The following is a 16,712-nucleotide window of genomic DNA, read 5'->3' on the forward strand; positions in this document are numbered from 1 at the left end:
ATGCCGGGCTACAGCATTGCCGTGCGGGCGTTATGCGAGTTCACCGCGAAGGTCGGCGATCTCGACTTGCGTTTCACGCCGTCACCCACCGCCCTGGAAGGTATCGTCGGCCACCGTACCGTGGCATCGCGGCGCCAGGAGGGCTATCAGGCCGAAGTCAGCCTGGAAGGCGTCTACCAGACCTTGAAGGTCAAGGGGCGGGCCGACGGCTACGACCCGTCCCGCAATCGCCTGGAGGAAGTGAAGACCTATCGGGGCGACCTGAGCAAGCAACCGGACAACCACCGCCAGTTGCATTGGGCCCAGGCGAAAATCTATGGCTGGCTGCTGTGCGACAAGTTGCAGTTGCCGCGCATTGACGTTGCCTTGGTCTATTTCGACATCGTCAGTGAAAAGGAGACCTGCCTGACCCAAAGCTGCGAAGCTTCGCAGCTCCAGGCGTTCTTCGAGCAGCAGTGCGCACGGTTCCTGGCGTGGGCCGAACAGGAAATGCGCCATCGCCAGGCGCGTAACCTGGGCGCCCAGGCGCTGACGTTTCCCCACGCCGGCTTTCGGCCGGGGCAACGTCACCTGGCTGAATCGGTGTTCAAGGCGGTCAGCACCGGGCGCTGCCTGATGGCCCAGGCGCCCACCGGCATCGGCAAGACCGTCGGCACCTTGTTCCCCATGTTCAAGGCCTTGGCGCCGCAGCGTCTGGACAAGGTGTTCTTTCTCACGGCAAAAACCCCCGGACGCAGGCTGGCCCTGGATGCGGCCCGGCTGATCACCAACAACGCCCCGGCGATGCCGCTGCGGGTATTGGAAATGATCGCGCGGGACAAGGCCTGCGAGCATCCGGACAAAGCCTGCCACGGCGAATCATGCCCGCTGGCCCGTGGGTTCTATGATCGCCTGCCGCAGGCCCGGGCGGCGGCGAGCCAGGTCACGCTGCTCGACCAGGCGGCGTTGCGCGACATCGCCCTGAGCCACGAAATCTGTCCGTACTATCTCAGCCAGGAAATGGCCCGCTGGGCCGACGTGGTGGTGGCGGACTACAACTACTACTTCGATTTCAGCGCCTTGCTCTTCGGCCTCGCCCAGGCCAATGGCTGGACGGTTGCGACCTTGGTGGACGAAGCCCACAACCTGGTGGAACGAGGGCGCCAGATGTACAGCGCGAGCCTCGACCAGTTCGCGCTGGCGACGGTCCTGAAAACCGCCCCGGAGCCCCTGAAGAAAGCGTTGCGCAAGGTCAGCCGCCAGTGGAACGCCTTGCACGAGCCGCAAATTGCCGCCTACCAGGCGTATGAAAATCCACCGGACAAACTGCTCCAGGCCTTGGGGGCGTGCATCAGCGCCATCGGCGACTACCTCAATGACCATCCCCAGGGGCTCGATAGCCAGCTGCAAGCCTTCTATTTCGATGCCTTGCAGTTCGGGCGCGTGGCGGAGGCGTACGATGAGCATTTCCTCTTCGACATTCACAAGCGCGAATCCGGCCGCCAGCGCAGCCTGTCCACGCTGTGCCTGCGTAACGTGGTGCCGGCCGGTTTCCTGCGGCCCAGGTTCACCGCGTCGCGCAGCAGCGTGCTGTTTTCCGCGACGCTAAGCCCCCGGCGTTATTACGCCGATTTGCTGGGGACACCCGCGGACACGGTATGGATCGATGTCGAGTCGCCGTTCCAGGCCGAACAGCTCGATGTCCAGGTGGTCAGCCGGATCTCCACCCGCTTCGCCCATCGCCAGGGCTCCCTTGAACCGATCGTCGCGCTGATGGCTCGCCAGTTCGCCGAGCGTCCCGGCAACTACCTGGCGTTCTTCAGCAGCTTCGATTACTTGCAACAGGTGGCCGGGTTGTTGGCCGAGCGACATCCGCACATTGCGACCTGGACGCAATCGCGCGGCATGGGCGAGGCGCCGCGGCAGGCGTTCCTCGAACGCTTCATGGAGCACAGCCAGGGCATTGGCTTCGCGGTGTTGGGCGGCGCGTTCGGCGAGGGCATCGACCTGCCGGGCTCGCGGCTGATCGGAGCGTTCATCGCCACCCTCGGGCTGGCGCAGTTCAACCCGGTCAATGAACAGATCAAGCAGCGCATGGCCACGATCTTTGGCGACGGCTATGACTACACCTACCTGTATCCCGGCCTGCAAAAAGTCGTGCAGGCCGCTGGCCGGGTCATCCGCACCCAGCAGGATCGCGGCGTGGTGATGCTGATCGACGACCGCTTTGGCGAGGCCAAGGTGCAGCGATTATTGCCGCAGTGGTGGACCGTCAGGCAGGAACGAGATACTCCAGCTGTGGGAGCGAGCCTGCTCGCGAAGGCGTCGGACCATCTTGCACCTTCGCAGGCTGGCTCAACCGCTTCGCGAGCAGGCTCGCTCCCACAAGGGTCTGCATAGCCCCACATAAATCAGGTTTTTACTCGGGCTGCAGTTGTTCCATACTCCGCACAAATCCCTCTGATCCCTCGGCCAACATGCTTGAGAACAACCCAAAGACTTCCCGCATCAACGAAGAGCAGCGCTTTCGGCTGCTTATCGATGCCGTGGTCGACTACGCCATTTACATGACTGACCCGTCCGGCATCATCACCAGCTGGAACTCTGGCGCTCGACGCTTCAAGGGCTACGAGGAATCCGAGATCCTCGGCCAGCACTTTTCCCGGTTCTACACCGATCAAGACCGTGCCAACGAGCTGCCGCAGCTGGCTCTGGATACGGCGGTGCGCGAGGGGCGTTTTGAAGGCGAAGGCTGGCGGGTGCGCAAGGACGGCACGCTGTTCTGGTCCCATGTGGTCATCGACCCGATCATCGACAGCCAGAGCGGCGAACTGCTCGGCTTCGCCAAGATCACCCGGGACCTGACCGATCGCAAGATGGCCGAGGAAACCCTCAAGCAAAGCGAGCAGCAGTTTCGCCTGCTGGTGCAGAGCGTCACCGACTACGCCATCTACATGCTTGATCCGGACGGGCAGGTGACCAACTGGAACCAGGGCGCGCAGCGGATCAAGGGCTACCTGCCGGCCCAAGCGATCGGCCAGCACTTCTCGATGTTCTACACCCCCGAAGACCGGGAGGCCGGGGAGCCGCAGCGGGCCCTGAGCATCGCCGCCAGCGTCGGCCGTTTTGAAAAGAAGGGTTGGCGCGTGCGCAGGGATGGCACGCGTTTCATGGCTCATGTGGTTATCGATGCGATTCGCAGCGATACCGGCACACTCCTGGGATTTGCTAAGATCACCCGCGACATTACCGATGCCACGCAGGCGCAACAGGCCTTGGAGCAGGCTCGCGAGGCACTGTTTCAAGCGCAGAAACTGCAAGCGATCGGCCAGCTCACCGGCGGCATCGCCCACGATTTCAACAATCTGCTGACAGTGATCCTCGGCAACCTGGAAATCATGCGCAAGCGCATGCCCAGCGAACCAAAACTCACCCAACTGCTGGACAACGCCGTCCAGGGGGCGCTTCGCGGTGTTTCCCTGACCCAGCGCATGCTGGCGTTCGCCCGTCGGCAGAAGCTCAGCTCCGAACCAGTGGAGCTGGCGACGCTGGTGCAAGGCATCAGCGGCCTGCTGCAAAGCTCGATGGGCCCGTCGATTCATATCCAGACCCGATTTGCCGAGGCGTTGTCGCCGGTGCTGGCCGACGTCAACCAGCTCGAACTGGCGATCCTCAACCTGGCGACCAATGCCCGGGATGCCATGCCCCAGGGCAGCAGGATCTTGATCGAGGCGCAGGAGCGGCTGGGCAGCCAGGCTGGTGGTCCAGGAAGGCCGTTGGGCAACGAGCGATACATTTGCCTGTCGCTCACCGACGAAGGCGATGGCATGGACGAAATGACGCTGGCCTCGGCCGTGGATCCTTTTTTCACTACCAAGGGCGTGGGCAAGGGCACCGGCCTGGGACTGTCCATGGTGCATGGTCTGGCCGAGCAACTGGGCGGACGGTTGATCCTCAAGAGCGAAAAAGGCGTAGGTACCACCGCCGAGCTGTGGTTGCCGGTGGCTGATGAGTCGACCACGGACAAGCCGCCCGCAGTAGAGACAGCTACGCCACCTGTCCACGCGCTGCTGGTATTGGTGGTCGACGATGACAGCCTGGTGATGACCAGCACGCGGTTGCTGATCGAAGACCTGGGCCACCGGGTGCTTTGCGCGCTGTCGGGCCCCCAGGCGCTGGAATTGTATGAGCGCAACCCGGATATTGACCTGGTGATCACCGACATGGCCATGCCCCAGATGGACGGTGCGCAGTTGGCGAAACTGCTGCGCGACCGTCAGCCGACGCTGCCGATCATCCTGGCGACTGGCTACGCCGAGCGCCTGGAAGGCTTCGCCACGCAGTTGCCACGGCTGACCAAGCCGTTCAAGCAGATTGATCTGGTGCAGGTGATTGGGCAGACGATGAAATAAACCGTCTTCGGGTCGCTGCGCAACCCAGCGGGAGCAAGCTCCCTCGCCACCAAAGCGACTTGCGCAGCTATTGGGTATTTTTCTTGAAGCCGCGCAGGTTCATCGCACACAGACAGAACTGCAGGACAATCAGCGCATAGGCATCGGTGTGCAGGCCCCACACGACCCAGAGAATGTTACTGACGATAAAACAACTGAACCCAGCGACCCGCCGGCGGGGTTGGCGTGAGCCGATCAGCCACGCGGCCAATACCGTTACCGCCATCGCGGGCCATTGGACCCATCCCAGATAATCCACGCATTTCTTCCTCTTGCCGTTGATGCTCTACAGACCTTGGCACGGGCGCGGAATTCTTTTTTTCAAGCACAGGGCCGTTCTCAATTGAACGGGAGATCTTCCAACCTCAGCAACGTCTCAATCCGCGCCGGACTGAAAGGCGGGCGAGGAGCAGGCGGCGTCCAGCCAAGCAGATGCTCCAGCGCCGCGCCGCAGACCCGGCCCTGGCACGCCCCCATGCCGCAACGACTCGCCAGTTTCGCCTCACGCCAGTTTTCAAAATCGCTCAGCTCACCATAGGCCACGTCTTCACAACGGCAGACCAAGGTGTCGCGTTGGGGCAGGTTTTTCAAATGGGCATCAAGGGCAAAGGCAGTGTTCAAGGCCCGGGCAAAACCTTGCCAGCGTGCACGACCAGGCCACAGACGCTCGGCGGCCGGGGTATCGCCGACAGCGGCGTGGCCAGCGATGGCGCCTTCCACCAGGGCCAGTTCGCTGCCGCCGAAACCGGTGCACTCACCTGCGGCGTAATGATCAACGCGAGTCGTGGCTTGCCGGGCATCGACCGCAAGCGCTTGTCCATCAAGGCCACAGCCTAAAGCCTGGCCCAGCTGGGTATTGGGAATAAGGCCGAAGCCACAGGCCAACCGGTCGCAGGCCATTTCAACGGTTTTGCCGTGTTGCAGCAGCCGCACGCCTTCGAGTTTGTCCTTCCCCAAGGCCTCCAACACATGGGTGCCGGTGCGGTAGTGCGCATCAAACAGGCTGAACGCCTGCAACAATTTGCCCGGCCAGCGCGGCAAGCTCGCGGCGAAACCCGCCACGGCGGCGCGGTTGGCTTGCTCGGCGATTCGCAGCAGTTGCGCCCCATGATGTTTCGCCGTGGCCGCGCTGGCGAGTAACAGCGGCCCGCTGCCGGCGATCACCAAACGTTCGCCACGCACCGGCAGGCCGCCCTTGATCAACGCCTGCAGGCCGCCGGCGCCGGTGACACCGGGCAGCGTCCAGCCAGGGAAGGGCAGCAGCAGTTCACGGGCTCCGGTGCACAGGATCAAGCGGTCATAAGCGATCAGCCAACCCTGCTCGGCGTCTTCTACCAGCAGGGTTTTATCGGCGGCGCTGGCGATCACTCGGGCGCCCATGCGCCAGGACACATTGGTGCAAGCGCGCACACGTTCCCGCAAGCGCCGGGCCTGCTTGGGCAGGTTGGCCTGGGGCCCGTCGCGCCAGATCTGTCCGCCGGGGACCGGGTTGTCGTCGAGCAGCACAATGCTCGCGCCGCTGCTGGACGCCGCCAGCGCCGCCGCTATTCCGGCAGGGCCGGCACCGATGATCAGAATGTCAGTGGATTCATTCATGCGCGGGTGTCCACTTGCATGCCATCACGGCACAGCGTCTGGCAGGCCAGGCGCCGACGACTGTCGATCAGCACCCGGCATTCCTGGCAGATGCCCATGCCGCACAAGGGCGCGCGTCGCTGGCCGGTCACCGAGGTTCGGCTGCAGCCATCGGAGCCCAAGGCCAAAGCCGCGGCGACGGTGGAGCCTTCAGCGATCGAGAGTTTGCGTCCATCAATGCAGAGTTCAAGCATGGTCTCTTACCCTTCAGCCAGATAGAGCCTGGAGCAACCCACCGTGGCGAGGGAGCTTGCTCCCGCTCGGTGGCGTAGCCGCCGCAAAACCAGTACACGCGGTGTGCCTGGGTAACCTGCTAGCAACGTATTGGGACCGCTGCGCAGTCCAGCGGGAGCAAGCTCCCTCGCCACGGGAGAGAGGTTCAGGGCTTCAGGCATGGGCAGGTTCTCCCAGGAAACGTTGCGGCAGATAAGGTTGTGCGGCCAGCGGCGCGGTTTCGTTGAACAGTTGCGCGACCAGCAGGTCGGCCGTCGCCGGCGCGGTGGTGACGCCGAGTCCTTCGTGACCCACCGCCAGCCACAAGCCCTTGCGTTGCGGATGCTGGCCCACCAGCGGCAGGCCGTCGGGGCTCGCCGCGCGAAAACCGGTCCAGGCGCGGATGCCGTTGAGATGCGCCAGGCCAGGCATGTAATCGACGGCGCGCTTAAGCATTTTCGCCAGCATCCAGCCCTCGACCTGCGGATCGATGTTGCCAAATTGCCGAGAGGCGCCAATGAACAGTTGTCCGGTCGGGCGCGGCTGGATGTTACAGGCCACCGATGGCCCGCTGGCGTTGTGGGCGCTGGTGACATAACCCAGTTCGACCAGGGTGTGGGTGACAGTGGCGGGGTAGCGATCGGTAATCAACAGGTGGCCTTTCTTGGGTTCGATCGGCAGCTCCGGACACAAGTCGGTGGCCTGGATGCCGTTGGCGAGCACCACCGCTTCGGCGCTCAGCCAATGACCCCCGGTGAGATGCACGCGGTGGCCGTCCACTTCGCTGACCTCGGCACGCTGCTGGCGAATGTTGTCGTGATCGAGCATCCAGCGGGCGGCGGCGGGCGCGTAGAGAATGCCGTCGCCCTTGATCAGCAGACCGCCTTCCAGTCCCGTCCGCAGTTCCGGTTCGCGTTGCTGCAAAGCGGCCTGGCCAAGCAGTTCGCAGGCTTCGCCGTGGGCCATCAGGTTCAGGTACTTGTGGTGGGCCACGGCCATCTCTTCGGCGTTGGCGGCCAGCCACAGCGTGCCGTTATTGCGCCAGGCGCAGCCCTCAGGCAAGGCGGGGGCCAACTCGCGCCATCGCCGCAGGGAATATTGACTCAAGGCCAGCTCCGCCGGGTTGTCGTCGAGGACCAGCAGATGCCCCATGCCGGCCGCCGTGGCGCCGTGCCAGCCGGCGTCGAGCACCAGCACCCGCAAGCCACGCAGGGCCAAGGTCCGGGCGCAGGCCGCGCCGATGATGCCGGCGCCAATGACGATGACATCGGCGACAGGACCCTCGCTCACGGACGAATGCCCCAGGCGAACGGGTCGTCCGGATCGATGATCAACGTAGTTTCCGCGCTGATGTAGGCGCGGCCGCGGATGGTCGGGACGATGCGCTCGCCTGAACGCTCGTAGGAGCCTTCGAATTCACTTCCGATGACACTGGCCTGACGCCAGATCTGTCCCGGTTGCAACTTGCCGTCGGCGGCCAGGCACGCCAGTTTGGCGCTAGTGCCGGTGCCGCAAGGGGAGCGGTCATAGGCCTTGCCGGGGCAGAGCACGAAGTTGCGACTGTCGGCATCGGGATCATCGGCGAACAGTTCGATGTGATCGATCAGCCCGCCGTCCTCGCCCCGAAAGCCCTGCTGTTCAAGAGCCTGCTGGACCGCGAACGTGTAGGCGGTCAAGGCATCGAGATTGTCGCCCGCCACCCGCTGGCCGTGGTCGGCGATCAGGAAAAACCAATTGCCGCCCCAGGCCACGTCGCCCACCACCGGACCGATGCCGGGCACTTCCAGGCGCAACGCCTGGCGATAACGGTAGGCCGGCACGTTGCGCACGCTGACCGAACGATCTTCGTGCAGAGTGGCCTGCACCGTGCCCACCGGCGTCTCGATGTTATGCACGCCGGGGCCGATCCGGCCCAGGTGGGCCAATGACACCACCAGGCCGATGGTGCCGTGGCCGCACATGCCCAGGTAACCGCTATTGTTGAAAAAGATCACTCCGGCACAGGCCGACGGGTCCACCGGTTCACACAGCAGGGCGCCCACCAGCACATCGCTGCCCCTGGGTTCCAGCACGCACGCGGTGCGCCAGGCATCGTGCTGTTCGGCCAGGCGCTGCCTGCGCTCGGCCATGCTGCCCTGGCCCAGGTCAGGGAAACCGGCGGTGACCAATCGGGTCGGTTCGCCGCCGGTGTGGGAGTCGATCACAGTGATGCGTTTCATGGCGCCACGTCCGTTCAGGTGAGTGAACGCAAGCGTGGCCCGCGCCGGGGGGTGGCGGCTTGAGGGTTTTATCTGTCGCTCGTGACGAAATCGGCACAGCGCGAAGGCATCATCGGCTCGACGGCAGGAATTCGAACAGTGTCTGGCAGACTCCGGCGATGTGTTCGTCCAGCAGCTTCACCGCGCGTTCGACATCACCGGCCCGGCAGGCGTCGAGTATTTCCCGGTGCTCGTGGTCGGCGCGCTCCTTGCCCGCCGACAGGCTCATCTGCATGCGCAGATAACGTTCCAGCTTGTCGTGGACCGAGCGGATCAGCCCGACCATGAACGGCCGTTGCGCCGGTTCGTAAAGGCAGGAGTGCAGTTGCCAGTTGAGCTCGGCCCAGCGGCCGACGTCATCTTCGCCGATGAACTCGCGACAGATGCTGTCGGCGCGGGCAAAGGTCGCTTCGGTCATGTTGGGAATGGCCAGGCGCAGGACCTTGTCTTCGAGCAGCATCCGCACCTCGAACATCTGCGCCAGTTCCGCTTCGGAAATCCGCGTGACCATTGCCCCGCGGTTGCGCTGGAACATCACCAGGCCTTCGGCCTCCAGGCGCTTGAGGGCCTCGCGTACGGGGATTTTGCTGACATTGAACTGCCGGGCGATGTCGTCCTGGCGAATCGGCTCGTCTTCGGCAAAATGCCCGGCCACAATGGCATCGCGCAGGTGACGGGTGATGATTTCCGAAGTGGAAGGGGTGTTGCCCAGGTCGGGCAGGTTGAACTTGGATAATGTCACGGCGGCAGGTCGTTCGGGCTGATTTGGGGATATGGTATACGACTTTGCCTGCGGCGATGTCGAGCGCTGGTGTGGCGAGATCAGCCATGGCATGGCTGAGCGATGAAAGCTTCGCTGCGAACGATCAGCAACCCGGTGACCGCTGCCCCCGCCAGCAGTGCCAGGCCGAACACCAGCAGCGCCATGTCAGCGCCGAAACGATCGGCCAGCAACCCGGTCACCACCACCGGGATGCTGAACCCGACGTAGGCGAACAGGAAAAAACCGGCGCTGACCCGGGCTTTCTGCGCACCGGCCATGGCGGTCACGGCCGACAACCCGCCGAGGTACAAAAAGCCGTAGCACGCACTGCTGGCGCCCAGGGCCCCGAACAGCACCGCGGCCAGGGAGCCGATGCTCGCGCCCCAGGCGAGCAATGCATAGCTCAACGTCAAGACCAACAAGCCCAAGCCGGTGGCTCTGGCCGGCTGCATGCGTCGCACCCAGGGCTGGAAGAGCAGGCCGCAGCTGATGACGGTAAACGTCGACAATCCCGACCAACGCTGCAAATCGTGGCTGGCGAGCACCGACGGCAGGATCGCAATCACCAGCCCGGAAGTGGCCCAGGCCAGCAGCATGGAAAAGCTGTAGGGCAGGCTCCCGGCGGGAAACAGCGGCAGGCGCAGCAGCGGCGCCTGCTCGATTCGCACCGCGGGGTCGGGCAGTCGCCAGACGACGATCAGCGCCAGGCCAGCCAGCACCAATTGCAGCCAGAAACTGCCAGGGGTAACGCTGGGACAGACGAACAGAAACAGGCTGGTCAGCGCCGCGCCCAGGCCAAAACCCAGGGAGGTGCTCGCCGTGACCCGGTTGGCCGGTGAACGGCTGTCGGCGGTTGCCAGCAGTTCCGTCATATAGGCGGTCGCGGTCGCCGAGGCCAGCCCGGTCCCGACCCCCATCATCAGGCGCGCCACACCCAGGGCGATCAGGTTGGGCCAGAACACGGTGACCAGCGTCGCCAGCATCGACAGGGCAAGCGCCGCGATGATCAACGGTTTGCGGCCCACCCGGTCGGCCAAGCCGCCGAAGGCCAGCAGCACCGGCAACACCCCCAGCACATAACCGGAGAACGCCACCGCCGTGGCGCCGGCTCCGTAGCCGGAAAGCTGCGCATAGGTGGTGTACAGCGGCGCCTGGAGATTGACCGCCAGGGTGATCAGGCACAGTCCGAATGCCAGGCCCCATGAGTGTCGTTGCGATGCGTTCAAGAGCGTTCCTTGAGGGTGCGGAGTCTCGGCGAACTATCGCGGCCGTCCCGCAGGCAAACAAGGAACAGACGGACGCCTTTTATGTTTAACTGTTTGCGCGAAATTCAAGAACACTTGCAGAGAGCCCGTGTCATGGACCTGAACATCAATCGCAACGCTACGGGGTCCCTGGTCCGGCAACTCGTCGCCAGCGTCAGCGACTGGATAAACGCCCACGGCATTCGCCCTGGCGCCCGCATGCCTTCGATTCGCCAACTGGCGACGGAAAATGGCTTGAGCCTGTCGAGCGTGATCAAGGCCTACGACCAACTGGTCGCCAGCGGTGTACTGGAATCCCGGCATGGGTCAGGGTTTTTCGTGGCGCAACGCCGCCCCGAGGCGTTGGCCCCGGAGGCCGAGGAGGCTGTCGCCTGGAAACTGTTCGATAACCCATCGACCCAACTCAAGCTGGGGTGCGGCTGGCTGCCGGACGCCTGGCGCGACGACAGCGACCTGGGCCAGGCGATCCGCCAAGTGGTGCGCTGCGACAGTCACGCGTTGTTCAACTACAGCCCCCCGCTGGGCTCCGCTCCTCTGCGCCTACAGATCCAGAAGCGCCTGGGCCTGATCGATATTCACGTCGATCAGGCGCAAATCATCACGACCCAGGGCGCCAGTCATGGCCTCGACCTGCTGGTGCGCACGTTGCTCAAACCCGGCGACCTGGTACTGGTGGAAAGCCCCGGTTACTACAACCTGTTCAACCTGTTGAAGCTGCACGGGGTCAAGACGTTGGCGGTGCCAAGGACCGCGCAGGGCCCGGACGTTGCGAGCCTGGAGCGCTTGCTCGGCGCGCATGAACCGAAGTACTTCTTCGTCAACAGCATGTACCAGAACCCCACCGGCACCAGCCTGGCGCCGAGCGTTGCTTATCGCCTGCTGCAACTGGCGACGCTGCATGACTTTCGCATTATCGAGGACGACATCTACGCCGACTTCCAGAACGGTCCGACCTCACGCCTGGCTTCCCTCGACGCCCTGGACCGGGTGATCTACCTGGCGAGTTTTTCCAAGACCTTGTCCAGTTCATTGCGCGTTGGCTACGTAGTGGCCCAGCCGGAAATCATCAACCGCCTGGCTGAAATCAAGATGGTGACCGGCATCGGCTGTTCATTGCTGGCGGAAAACGTCGTGGCGACGCTGTTGGCCAACGGCGCTTATCGCAAGTTGATCCAGCGCTTGCGCCTGCGTTTGAACAAGCAGATGGCAAGCACGTTGCGCCAGCTTGAGCCGGCCCTTTGGGAAGTGTTTGCCGAGCCCTCGGGTGGCCTGTTCATCTGGGCGCGACCTCGGCATGTGCCGGCGGCGCGTGTGCAAAGGATCGCCGAGCAATTACAGGTGCAGTTGTCCCAAGGGGCGACGTTCCTGCCGAACGGGGAGGTCAGTGACTGGTTGCGCCTGAACGTGGCGTTTACCCAGGACGCTCGTGCCCAGGCTTTTTTCCGTCAGATAGAACAGGAATCGACTGTTGGGACGGCAGTGCTAATGGGAATAGATGTCAAATAGGAATGAGTTGCTGTATCTTTCGCGACCTATTCCTGCCGGCCTCCAGGTTGGCGTTCTTTCGTTAGGATTGTGTGTCGATGCGTCGGATACTCGTTTCTCTGTGTGTGCTTCAGGCTTATTCCATTTCCACCTGGGCAGAAGAACCCGGCACGACGGACAGGGCGCCTTTGGAGCTGCAAGCCACCGATATCGTCGGCACCTCGGACTTCGAGACCGCGCAGGGGCCGGTGAAGGGCTACCACGCGACCCGTTCGGCCAGTGCCACGCGTACCGACACCGCGATTCATGAAACCCCACAATCGATCTCCGTCGTATCCCGCGATGTGGTGGAGGACCTCAGCGCCACGCGTCTTCAGGATGCCCTTGATTATGCCGGTGGCGTCGGCAGGGCCAACAACTTCGGCGGCCACGGCCTGACCACCTTTACGGTGCGCGGCTTTACCACGGGCGAGTTCTACCGCAACGGTTTTCCGATCAACCGCGGCTATCCGAACATGCCGGATGCCAACACCATCGAGCGGCTGGAGGTACTGCGCGGCCCGGCGACGATGCTCTATGGCCGTGGCGACCCGGGTGGCACGTTCAATATCGTATCCAAGCAACCGCTGGCCGAGCGTACGGTGACCCTGGGCAGCCAGGTCACTGACCAGGGCATGCGTCGCGGCACCCTGGATGCGTCGGGGCCGCTGGATGAAGAAGGGCGCCTGGCTTATCGCCTGAACGTGATCGGCGAGGGCGGCGATACGTTTCGCGATCACGTCGAGACCGAGCGTTATGGCATCGCCCCGGTGGTCACCTGGCAGGTCAACGACACCACGCGCCTGACGTTCGAAGGCGATTTCATGCGCAACAATCATCCGCTGGACCGTGGCTTGACCCGTTATCCCGGCCAGCGCGGCACGGCGTCCCGCGATACCTTCTTCGGTGAGAAAGACGCCGGCAAGCTGCACAACGACAACAGCATGCTGCAGGTGCGTTTCGAACACATGCTCAACGACGACTGGACCCTCGCCGGCGGCACCCAGTGGCTCGACGGCACGTTGCAGGGCAACGCCGTCGAAGCCAACGGCATCGGTGCTGACGGGCGGACCCTGGGGCGCAACTTCAACTATCGCAAGCTGGAATGGACTGACCGCGATACCCAGCTCAATCTCACCGGGCATTTCTCCACCGGCGGGTTCGAGCACACGCTGTTGACCGGCGTCGAGTATGAAGAGTACGACTATAAGTCGATCATCCAGCGCTCTGCTGCCGGAGCCGGTGCGTATCCGATCAACATCTTCGATCCGGTGTATGGGCAGCCGCGCCCGGCGTTGACCCGCACGCCCACCAATGACCAGGAAAACCTCAAGACCTTCGGCTTTTTCATCCAGGACCAGGTGGCGTTGACCGAGCGTCTCAAGGTGCTGGCCGGTGCGCGTTTCGAGCGGTTCGAGCATGAGTACGAAACCTTCGTTCCCCAGGCGCGTCCCGGCAGCCGCAACTGGGACGTCACCGACAACGCCGTCACCCCACGCCTGGGCGTGATCTATGACCTGACCGACACGGTCGCCGTCTATGCCAACACCGCCCGTTCGTTCAAACCCAACAACGGCGCCAGCCGCGAAGGGGGCGGGTTCAAGCCGGAGGAAGGCAAGTCTTACGAAATGGGCATCAAATGGGAGGCGCTGGATCGACAGTTGAGCGTCGATGCGGCGATATACCAGATCGAAAAACGCAACGTGCTGACGCCCGATCCGCTGGATTCGACCTTCAGCGTGGCGGCCGGCGAGGTGCGCAGCCGTGGTTTCGACCTGAACGTGGCGGGCAACCTGACGCCGGAGTGGCGCGTGATTGGCGGCTACGCCTATGTGGATGCCGAAGTGACCAAGGACGTCAACATCCCCACGGGTACGCGCTTGCTCAACGTGCCGAAGAACTCCTTCAGCCTGTTGAACGTCTACGAGTTCCAGGACGGCGGCCTCAAGGGACTGGGCCTTGGCCTGGGCGCCAGGTACGTCGACGAGCGGGCCGGCAACACCGCGGCCACCACCTTCACCATGGACGATTACACGGTGGTTGACCTGCTCGGCTACTACAAGGTCAACGAGCGCATTCGCCTCAATCTGGACCTCAAGAACCTGTTCGATGCGGATTACGAGGAGGGCGCGTTTGGTGGTGTGTACGCCTATCCGGGCGCGCCGCGCACCGTGCAGGCAGGTATTTCCTACACGATGTAAACAAAAGGCCGGACGAAAAACCCGAAGGTTTTGCCTTCGGGTTTTTTTTCACCACTTGCCGGTGCTCATCCCACCGTCCACCGGCAGGATCGCGCCGGTGGTGAAATCGGCACCCGCCAGGTACAGGACCGCTTCGGCAATCTCGTCGATGGTGCCTACCCGACCGGCCGGGGCCAGGTTGTTGAGGAAGTCACGATTGGCCGGGTCATGCATCGGCGTGTCGATTATGCCTGGCGCTACCGCGTTGACCTTGATGTTGTGCGGCGACAGTTCGAGCGCCAGGGCACGGGTCATCTGGTTGACACCGCCCTTGATCAGCACAGGCAGCGCTGCCGGCACCTGGATGTTCGGTTGCAGGGCCACCGAGGCGGAGATGTTGATGATGAAACCCTGGCGGCGACTGATCATGTGTGCGGCAGCAGCCTGGCTGGCGTAGACGAGCCCCTTGAGGTTGGTGTCCAACAGCGATTCGAGGTCTTGGGGGCTGTATTCGATGAAGGGTTTTGGCAGGAAGAACCCGGCGTTGTTCACCAGCCCGTCCACCGCGCCGAAGACTTCGATGGCTTTGCCGACGAGGGCGGTAGAGGTTGCCGGGGCGGCAATGTCACCGGCCACGCCGATGAAGCTCGCCGGGTGACCGAGCTGGCCGGCCGCGTCATCCAGGCCCGATTGCGAGCGGGCATTGCCCACCACGTTATAGCCGCGAGCGAGGAACGCCTTGACCAGGCCAAGGCCGATGCCGCTGGACGCGCCGGTGATGATGACGGTTTTCCGATTGCTCATGATGTTGACTCCTGATCACGTTGGGGTAGAACCGCTGCGCCTGGGTTGGCGGGGTTGAGATCAGGTTATTGATGCGCTCGGGTTTGATAAATGGGGGTTCTGGTACTTGAGTTGATACTTGGTGTAATCAATGGCTGCGATTGGCGCAACTTTCCCTGTGGGAGCGAGCCTGTGTGGGAGCGGGCTTGCCCGCGAAGGCGGCGGTATATCCAACATCGCTTTGACAGACCCACCGCTTTCGCGAGCAAGCCCGCTCCCACAATTGGATATTTGTGGGCAGAAAAAAGCCCGGTCATTCGGACCGGGCTCGTCAGGGATGAAGCGTCATTCCTTGGGCTTGCTTCGATACTCGGTTGTCGTCATGCCCGCATAACCCCAGTTATCCGTGTCGACTTCCTCGATCACGATATGGGTCAGGTGCGGGTCCTTGCCCAGCACGCGCTGCAGGGTCTCGGTGATTTCGCTGATGACCTGGGCTTTCTGCTCGCGGGTAACGCCGTCGCGGGTGATACGAACATTGACGAAAGGCATGATGCACTCCAGTTGAGGAAAGTGCGCAGCAGATGCCGCGCAATCGATGACCACTGTATTTATACGTCACGGGCTGATAAACAGGCATCGGGAATCTTCTGTTGATACGCGGTGTAATGAATCATGAAGCGGCATTTCGAAGATTTGCAGTTGGGCAGCATCGAATTGTTCTGCCTGGCGGCCGAGGCGGGCAGCTTCACGGCGGCCGCCCAGGTGGCCGGGGTGACTCCGGCGGCGGTGAGCCGGTCAATCTTTCGCCTGGAGGAGCGCCTGGGTTCGCGGCTGTTCGTGCGTACCACTCGAAGCATCCGGCTGACCGATGCCGGCCGGACCTTTTTTGAGCAATGTCGCCAGGCGTTGACGCAACTGGTCGAGGCGCAACAGGAAGTGATGGGCGCGCAAACGGTGCCGTCCGGGCAACTGCGCATCAGCGTGCCCACGACTTACGGTCATCATCGCATCCTGCCGCTGCTGCCGGCATTTCGCGCGTTGTACCCGCAGGTCAGCGTGGATGTCCACCTGAGCAACCGCAACATTGACTTCGTTGCCGAAGGTTATGACCTGGCGATACGGGTACGCGCCCAGCCGGATTCTTCGATGATCGCCCGGTTGCTGGAGGACGCCGGGTTGGTGGTGGTTGCGTCCCCGGAGTACCTGCAACGGGCCGGCACGCCGCTCACCCTGGAAGACCTCGACTTACACGAATGCATCCAGTTCGAACTGCCCAGCAGCGGACGGCGTATCTCCTGGCTGTTCAATGTCGAGGGCAAGGAGAAGGAGGTGTTCGGGCAGGGCGGGTATTGCTGTTCCGATGATGTGCTGGGCGGCGTAACGCTGGCCAGGCATGGCGCGGGATTGTTCCAGACCTACAGATTCATCGTGGAAAAGGAATTGGCGAACGGGCAGCTGGCGGAAGTGCTGGCGCCGTTCGCGGGACGCTCGCGCCCGTTCACCTTGCTGTACCCCCACGGCCGTTACGTGCCGCAGCGAGTGCGGGCGTTTGTGGATTTTCTGTTGGGGTATCGGCAGCAATGGGCCGAGGGCTGAAAGCAAGCGTTCGGCCTGGCCGGATCCCCGTGGAGAGGGAGCAAGCTCCCTCGCCACGATGG

14 protein-coding genes are annotated in these 16,712 nt (G+C 63.2%); 5 read left to right on the plus strand and 9 right to left on the minus strand.

Annotated elements, in window-relative coordinates; all coding sequences use genetic code 11:
* Positions 1-2,379: an ATP-dependent DNA helicase gene (locus J3P89_RS11690; protein WP_434697977.1), complete on the plus strand. Its 2,379-nt coding sequence runs from the start codon at positions 1-3 to the stop codon at positions 2,377-2,379.
* Between the two features lie 77 nt (positions 2,380-2,456).
* A complete protein-coding gene (locus J3P89_RS11695) occupies positions 2,457-4,391 on the plus strand; it encodes a PAS domain S-box protein (RefSeq protein WP_434697603.1) in 1,935 nt (644 codons plus the stop codon).
* Between the two features lie 67 nt (positions 4,392-4,458).
* On the opposite strand, the gene J3P89_RS11700 is transcribed toward J3P89_RS11695, so the two are convergent.
* The 7 genes from J3P89_RS11700 to J3P89_RS11730 form a co-directional block, all read right to left on the minus strand.
* Complete coding sequence (locus J3P89_RS11700) at positions 4,459-4,689, minus strand: hypothetical protein (RefSeq protein ID WP_305500811.1); 231 nt, start codon at positions 4,687-4,689, stop codon at positions 4,459-4,461.
* 80 nt (positions 4,690-4,769) lie between these two features.
* A complete protein-coding gene (locus J3P89_RS11705) occupies positions 4,770-6,026 on the minus strand; it encodes an FAD-dependent oxidoreductase (protein ID WP_434697604.1) in 1,257 nt (418 codons plus the stop codon).
* On the minus strand, positions 6,023-6,259 hold the full coding sequence (locus tag J3P89_RS11710; RefSeq protein ID WP_305500815.1) for a 2Fe-2S iron-sulfur cluster-binding protein: 237 nt from the start codon (positions 6,257-6,259) through the stop codon (positions 6,023-6,025). The genes J3P89_RS11705 and J3P89_RS11710 overlap by 4 nt, the downstream gene beginning before the upstream one ends.
* Positions 6,260-6,452: 193 nt before the next feature.
* Complete coding sequence (locus J3P89_RS11715) at positions 6,453-7,568, minus strand: NAD(P)/FAD-dependent oxidoreductase (protein ID WP_434697605.1); 1,116 nt, start codon at positions 7,566-7,568, stop codon at positions 6,453-6,455.
* Positions 7,565-8,497, minus strand: coding sequence for a 4-hydroxyproline epimerase (locus tag J3P89_RS11720; RefSeq protein ID WP_434697606.1), 933 nt, complete (start codon positions 8,495-8,497; stop codon positions 7,565-7,567). Before J3P89_RS11720 ends, J3P89_RS11715 begins: the two co-directional genes overlap by 4 nt.
* A 109-nt stretch (positions 8,498-8,606) precedes the next feature.
* A complete protein-coding gene (locus J3P89_RS11725; RefSeq protein WP_434697607.1) occupies positions 8,607-9,278 on the minus strand; it encodes a GntR family transcriptional regulator in 672 nt (223 codons plus the stop codon).
* A gap of 80 nt (positions 9,279-9,358) precedes the next feature.
* Positions 9,359-10,525: an MFS transporter gene (locus tag J3P89_RS11730; RefSeq protein ID WP_434697608.1), complete on the minus strand. Its 1,167-nt coding sequence runs from the start codon at positions 10,523-10,525 to the stop codon at positions 9,359-9,361.
* Between the two features lie 132 nt (positions 10,526-10,657).
* Between J3P89_RS11730 and J3P89_RS11735 the strand changes: the two genes are divergently transcribed.
* Both J3P89_RS11735 and J3P89_RS11740 read left to right on the plus strand, forming a co-directional pair.
* Positions 10,658-12,070 carry a PLP-dependent aminotransferase family protein gene (locus J3P89_RS11735; RefSeq protein WP_434697609.1) on the plus strand — a complete coding sequence of 471 codons (1,413 nt, stop codon included), beginning with the start codon at positions 10,658-10,660 and terminating at the stop codon, positions 12,068-12,070.
* Positions 12,071-12,147: 77 nt separating this feature from the next.
* Positions 12,148-14,289: a TonB-dependent siderophore receptor gene (locus tag J3P89_RS11740; RefSeq protein ID WP_434697610.1), complete on the plus strand. Its 2,142-nt coding sequence runs from the start codon at positions 12,148-12,150 to the stop codon at positions 14,287-14,289.
* Between the two features lie 48 nt (positions 14,290-14,337).
* Here the strand turns inward: J3P89_RS11740 and J3P89_RS11745 are convergent, their stop codons facing one another.
* Complete coding sequence (locus tag J3P89_RS11745; RefSeq protein WP_434672035.1) at positions 14,338-15,072, minus strand: SDR family NAD(P)-dependent oxidoreductase; 735 nt, start codon at positions 15,070-15,072, stop codon at positions 14,338-14,340.
* A gap of 324 nt (positions 15,073-15,396) precedes the next feature.
* Positions 15,397-15,603, minus strand: coding sequence for a tautomerase family protein (locus J3P89_RS11750; protein ID WP_030140737.1), 207 nt, complete (start codon positions 15,601-15,603; stop codon positions 15,397-15,399).
* A gap of 123 nt (positions 15,604-15,726) precedes the next feature.
* Here J3P89_RS11750 and J3P89_RS11755 point away from each other — a divergent pair, with 123 nt between their 5' ends.
* Positions 15,727-16,650, plus strand: a complete 924-nt coding sequence (locus J3P89_RS11755) for a LysR family transcriptional regulator (RefSeq protein ID WP_434697611.1) — start codon at positions 15,727-15,729, stop codon at positions 16,648-16,650.
* Positions 16,651-16,712: the final 62 nt, after the last annotated feature.

It is taken from the genome of Pseudomonas sp. Z1-14 (assembly GCF_051132005.1).
Taxonomy (GTDB): Bacteria; Pseudomonadota; Gammaproteobacteria; order Pseudomonadales; family Pseudomonadaceae; genus Aquipseudomonas.

Bases quoted from the DNA above. Each gene is read 5' to 3' on its own strand.
- J3P89_RS11705 (WP_434697604.1), bottom strand. From the start codon at position 6,026: ATGAATGAATCCACTGACATTCTGATCATCGGTGCCGGCCCTGCCGGA.
- J3P89_RS11695 (WP_434697603.1), top strand. From the start codon at position 2,457: ATGCTTGAGAACAACCCAAAGACTTCCCGCATCAACGAAGAGCAGCGC.
- J3P89_RS11740 (WP_434697610.1), top strand. From the start codon at position 12,148: ATGCGTCGGATACTCGTTTCTCTGTGTGTGCTTCAGGCTTATTCCATT.
- J3P89_RS11735 (WP_434697609.1), top strand. From the start codon at position 10,658: ATGGACCTGAACATCAATCGCAACGCTACGGGGTCCCTGGTCCGGCAA.
- J3P89_RS11720 (WP_434697606.1), bottom strand. From the start codon at position 8,497: ATGAAACGCATCACTGTGATCGACTCCCACACCGGCGGCGAACCGACC.
- J3P89_RS11745 (WP_434672035.1), bottom strand. From the start codon at position 15,072: ATGAGCAATCGGAAAACCGTCATCATCACCGGCGCGTCCAGCGGCATC.
- J3P89_RS11750 (WP_030140737.1), bottom strand. From the start codon at position 15,603: ATGCCTTTCGTCAATGTTCGTATCACCCGCGACGGCGTTACCCGCGAG.
- J3P89_RS11690 (WP_434697977.1), top strand. From the start codon at position 1: ATGCCGGGCTACAGCATTGCCGTGCGGGCGTTATGCGAGTTCACCGCG.
- J3P89_RS11710 (WP_305500815.1), bottom strand. From the start codon at position 6,259: ATGCTTGAACTCTGCATTGATGGACGCAAACTCTCGATCGCTGAAGGC.
- J3P89_RS11755 (WP_434697611.1), top strand. From the start codon at position 15,727: ATGAAGCGGCATTTCGAAGATTTGCAGTTGGGCAGCATCGAATTGTTC.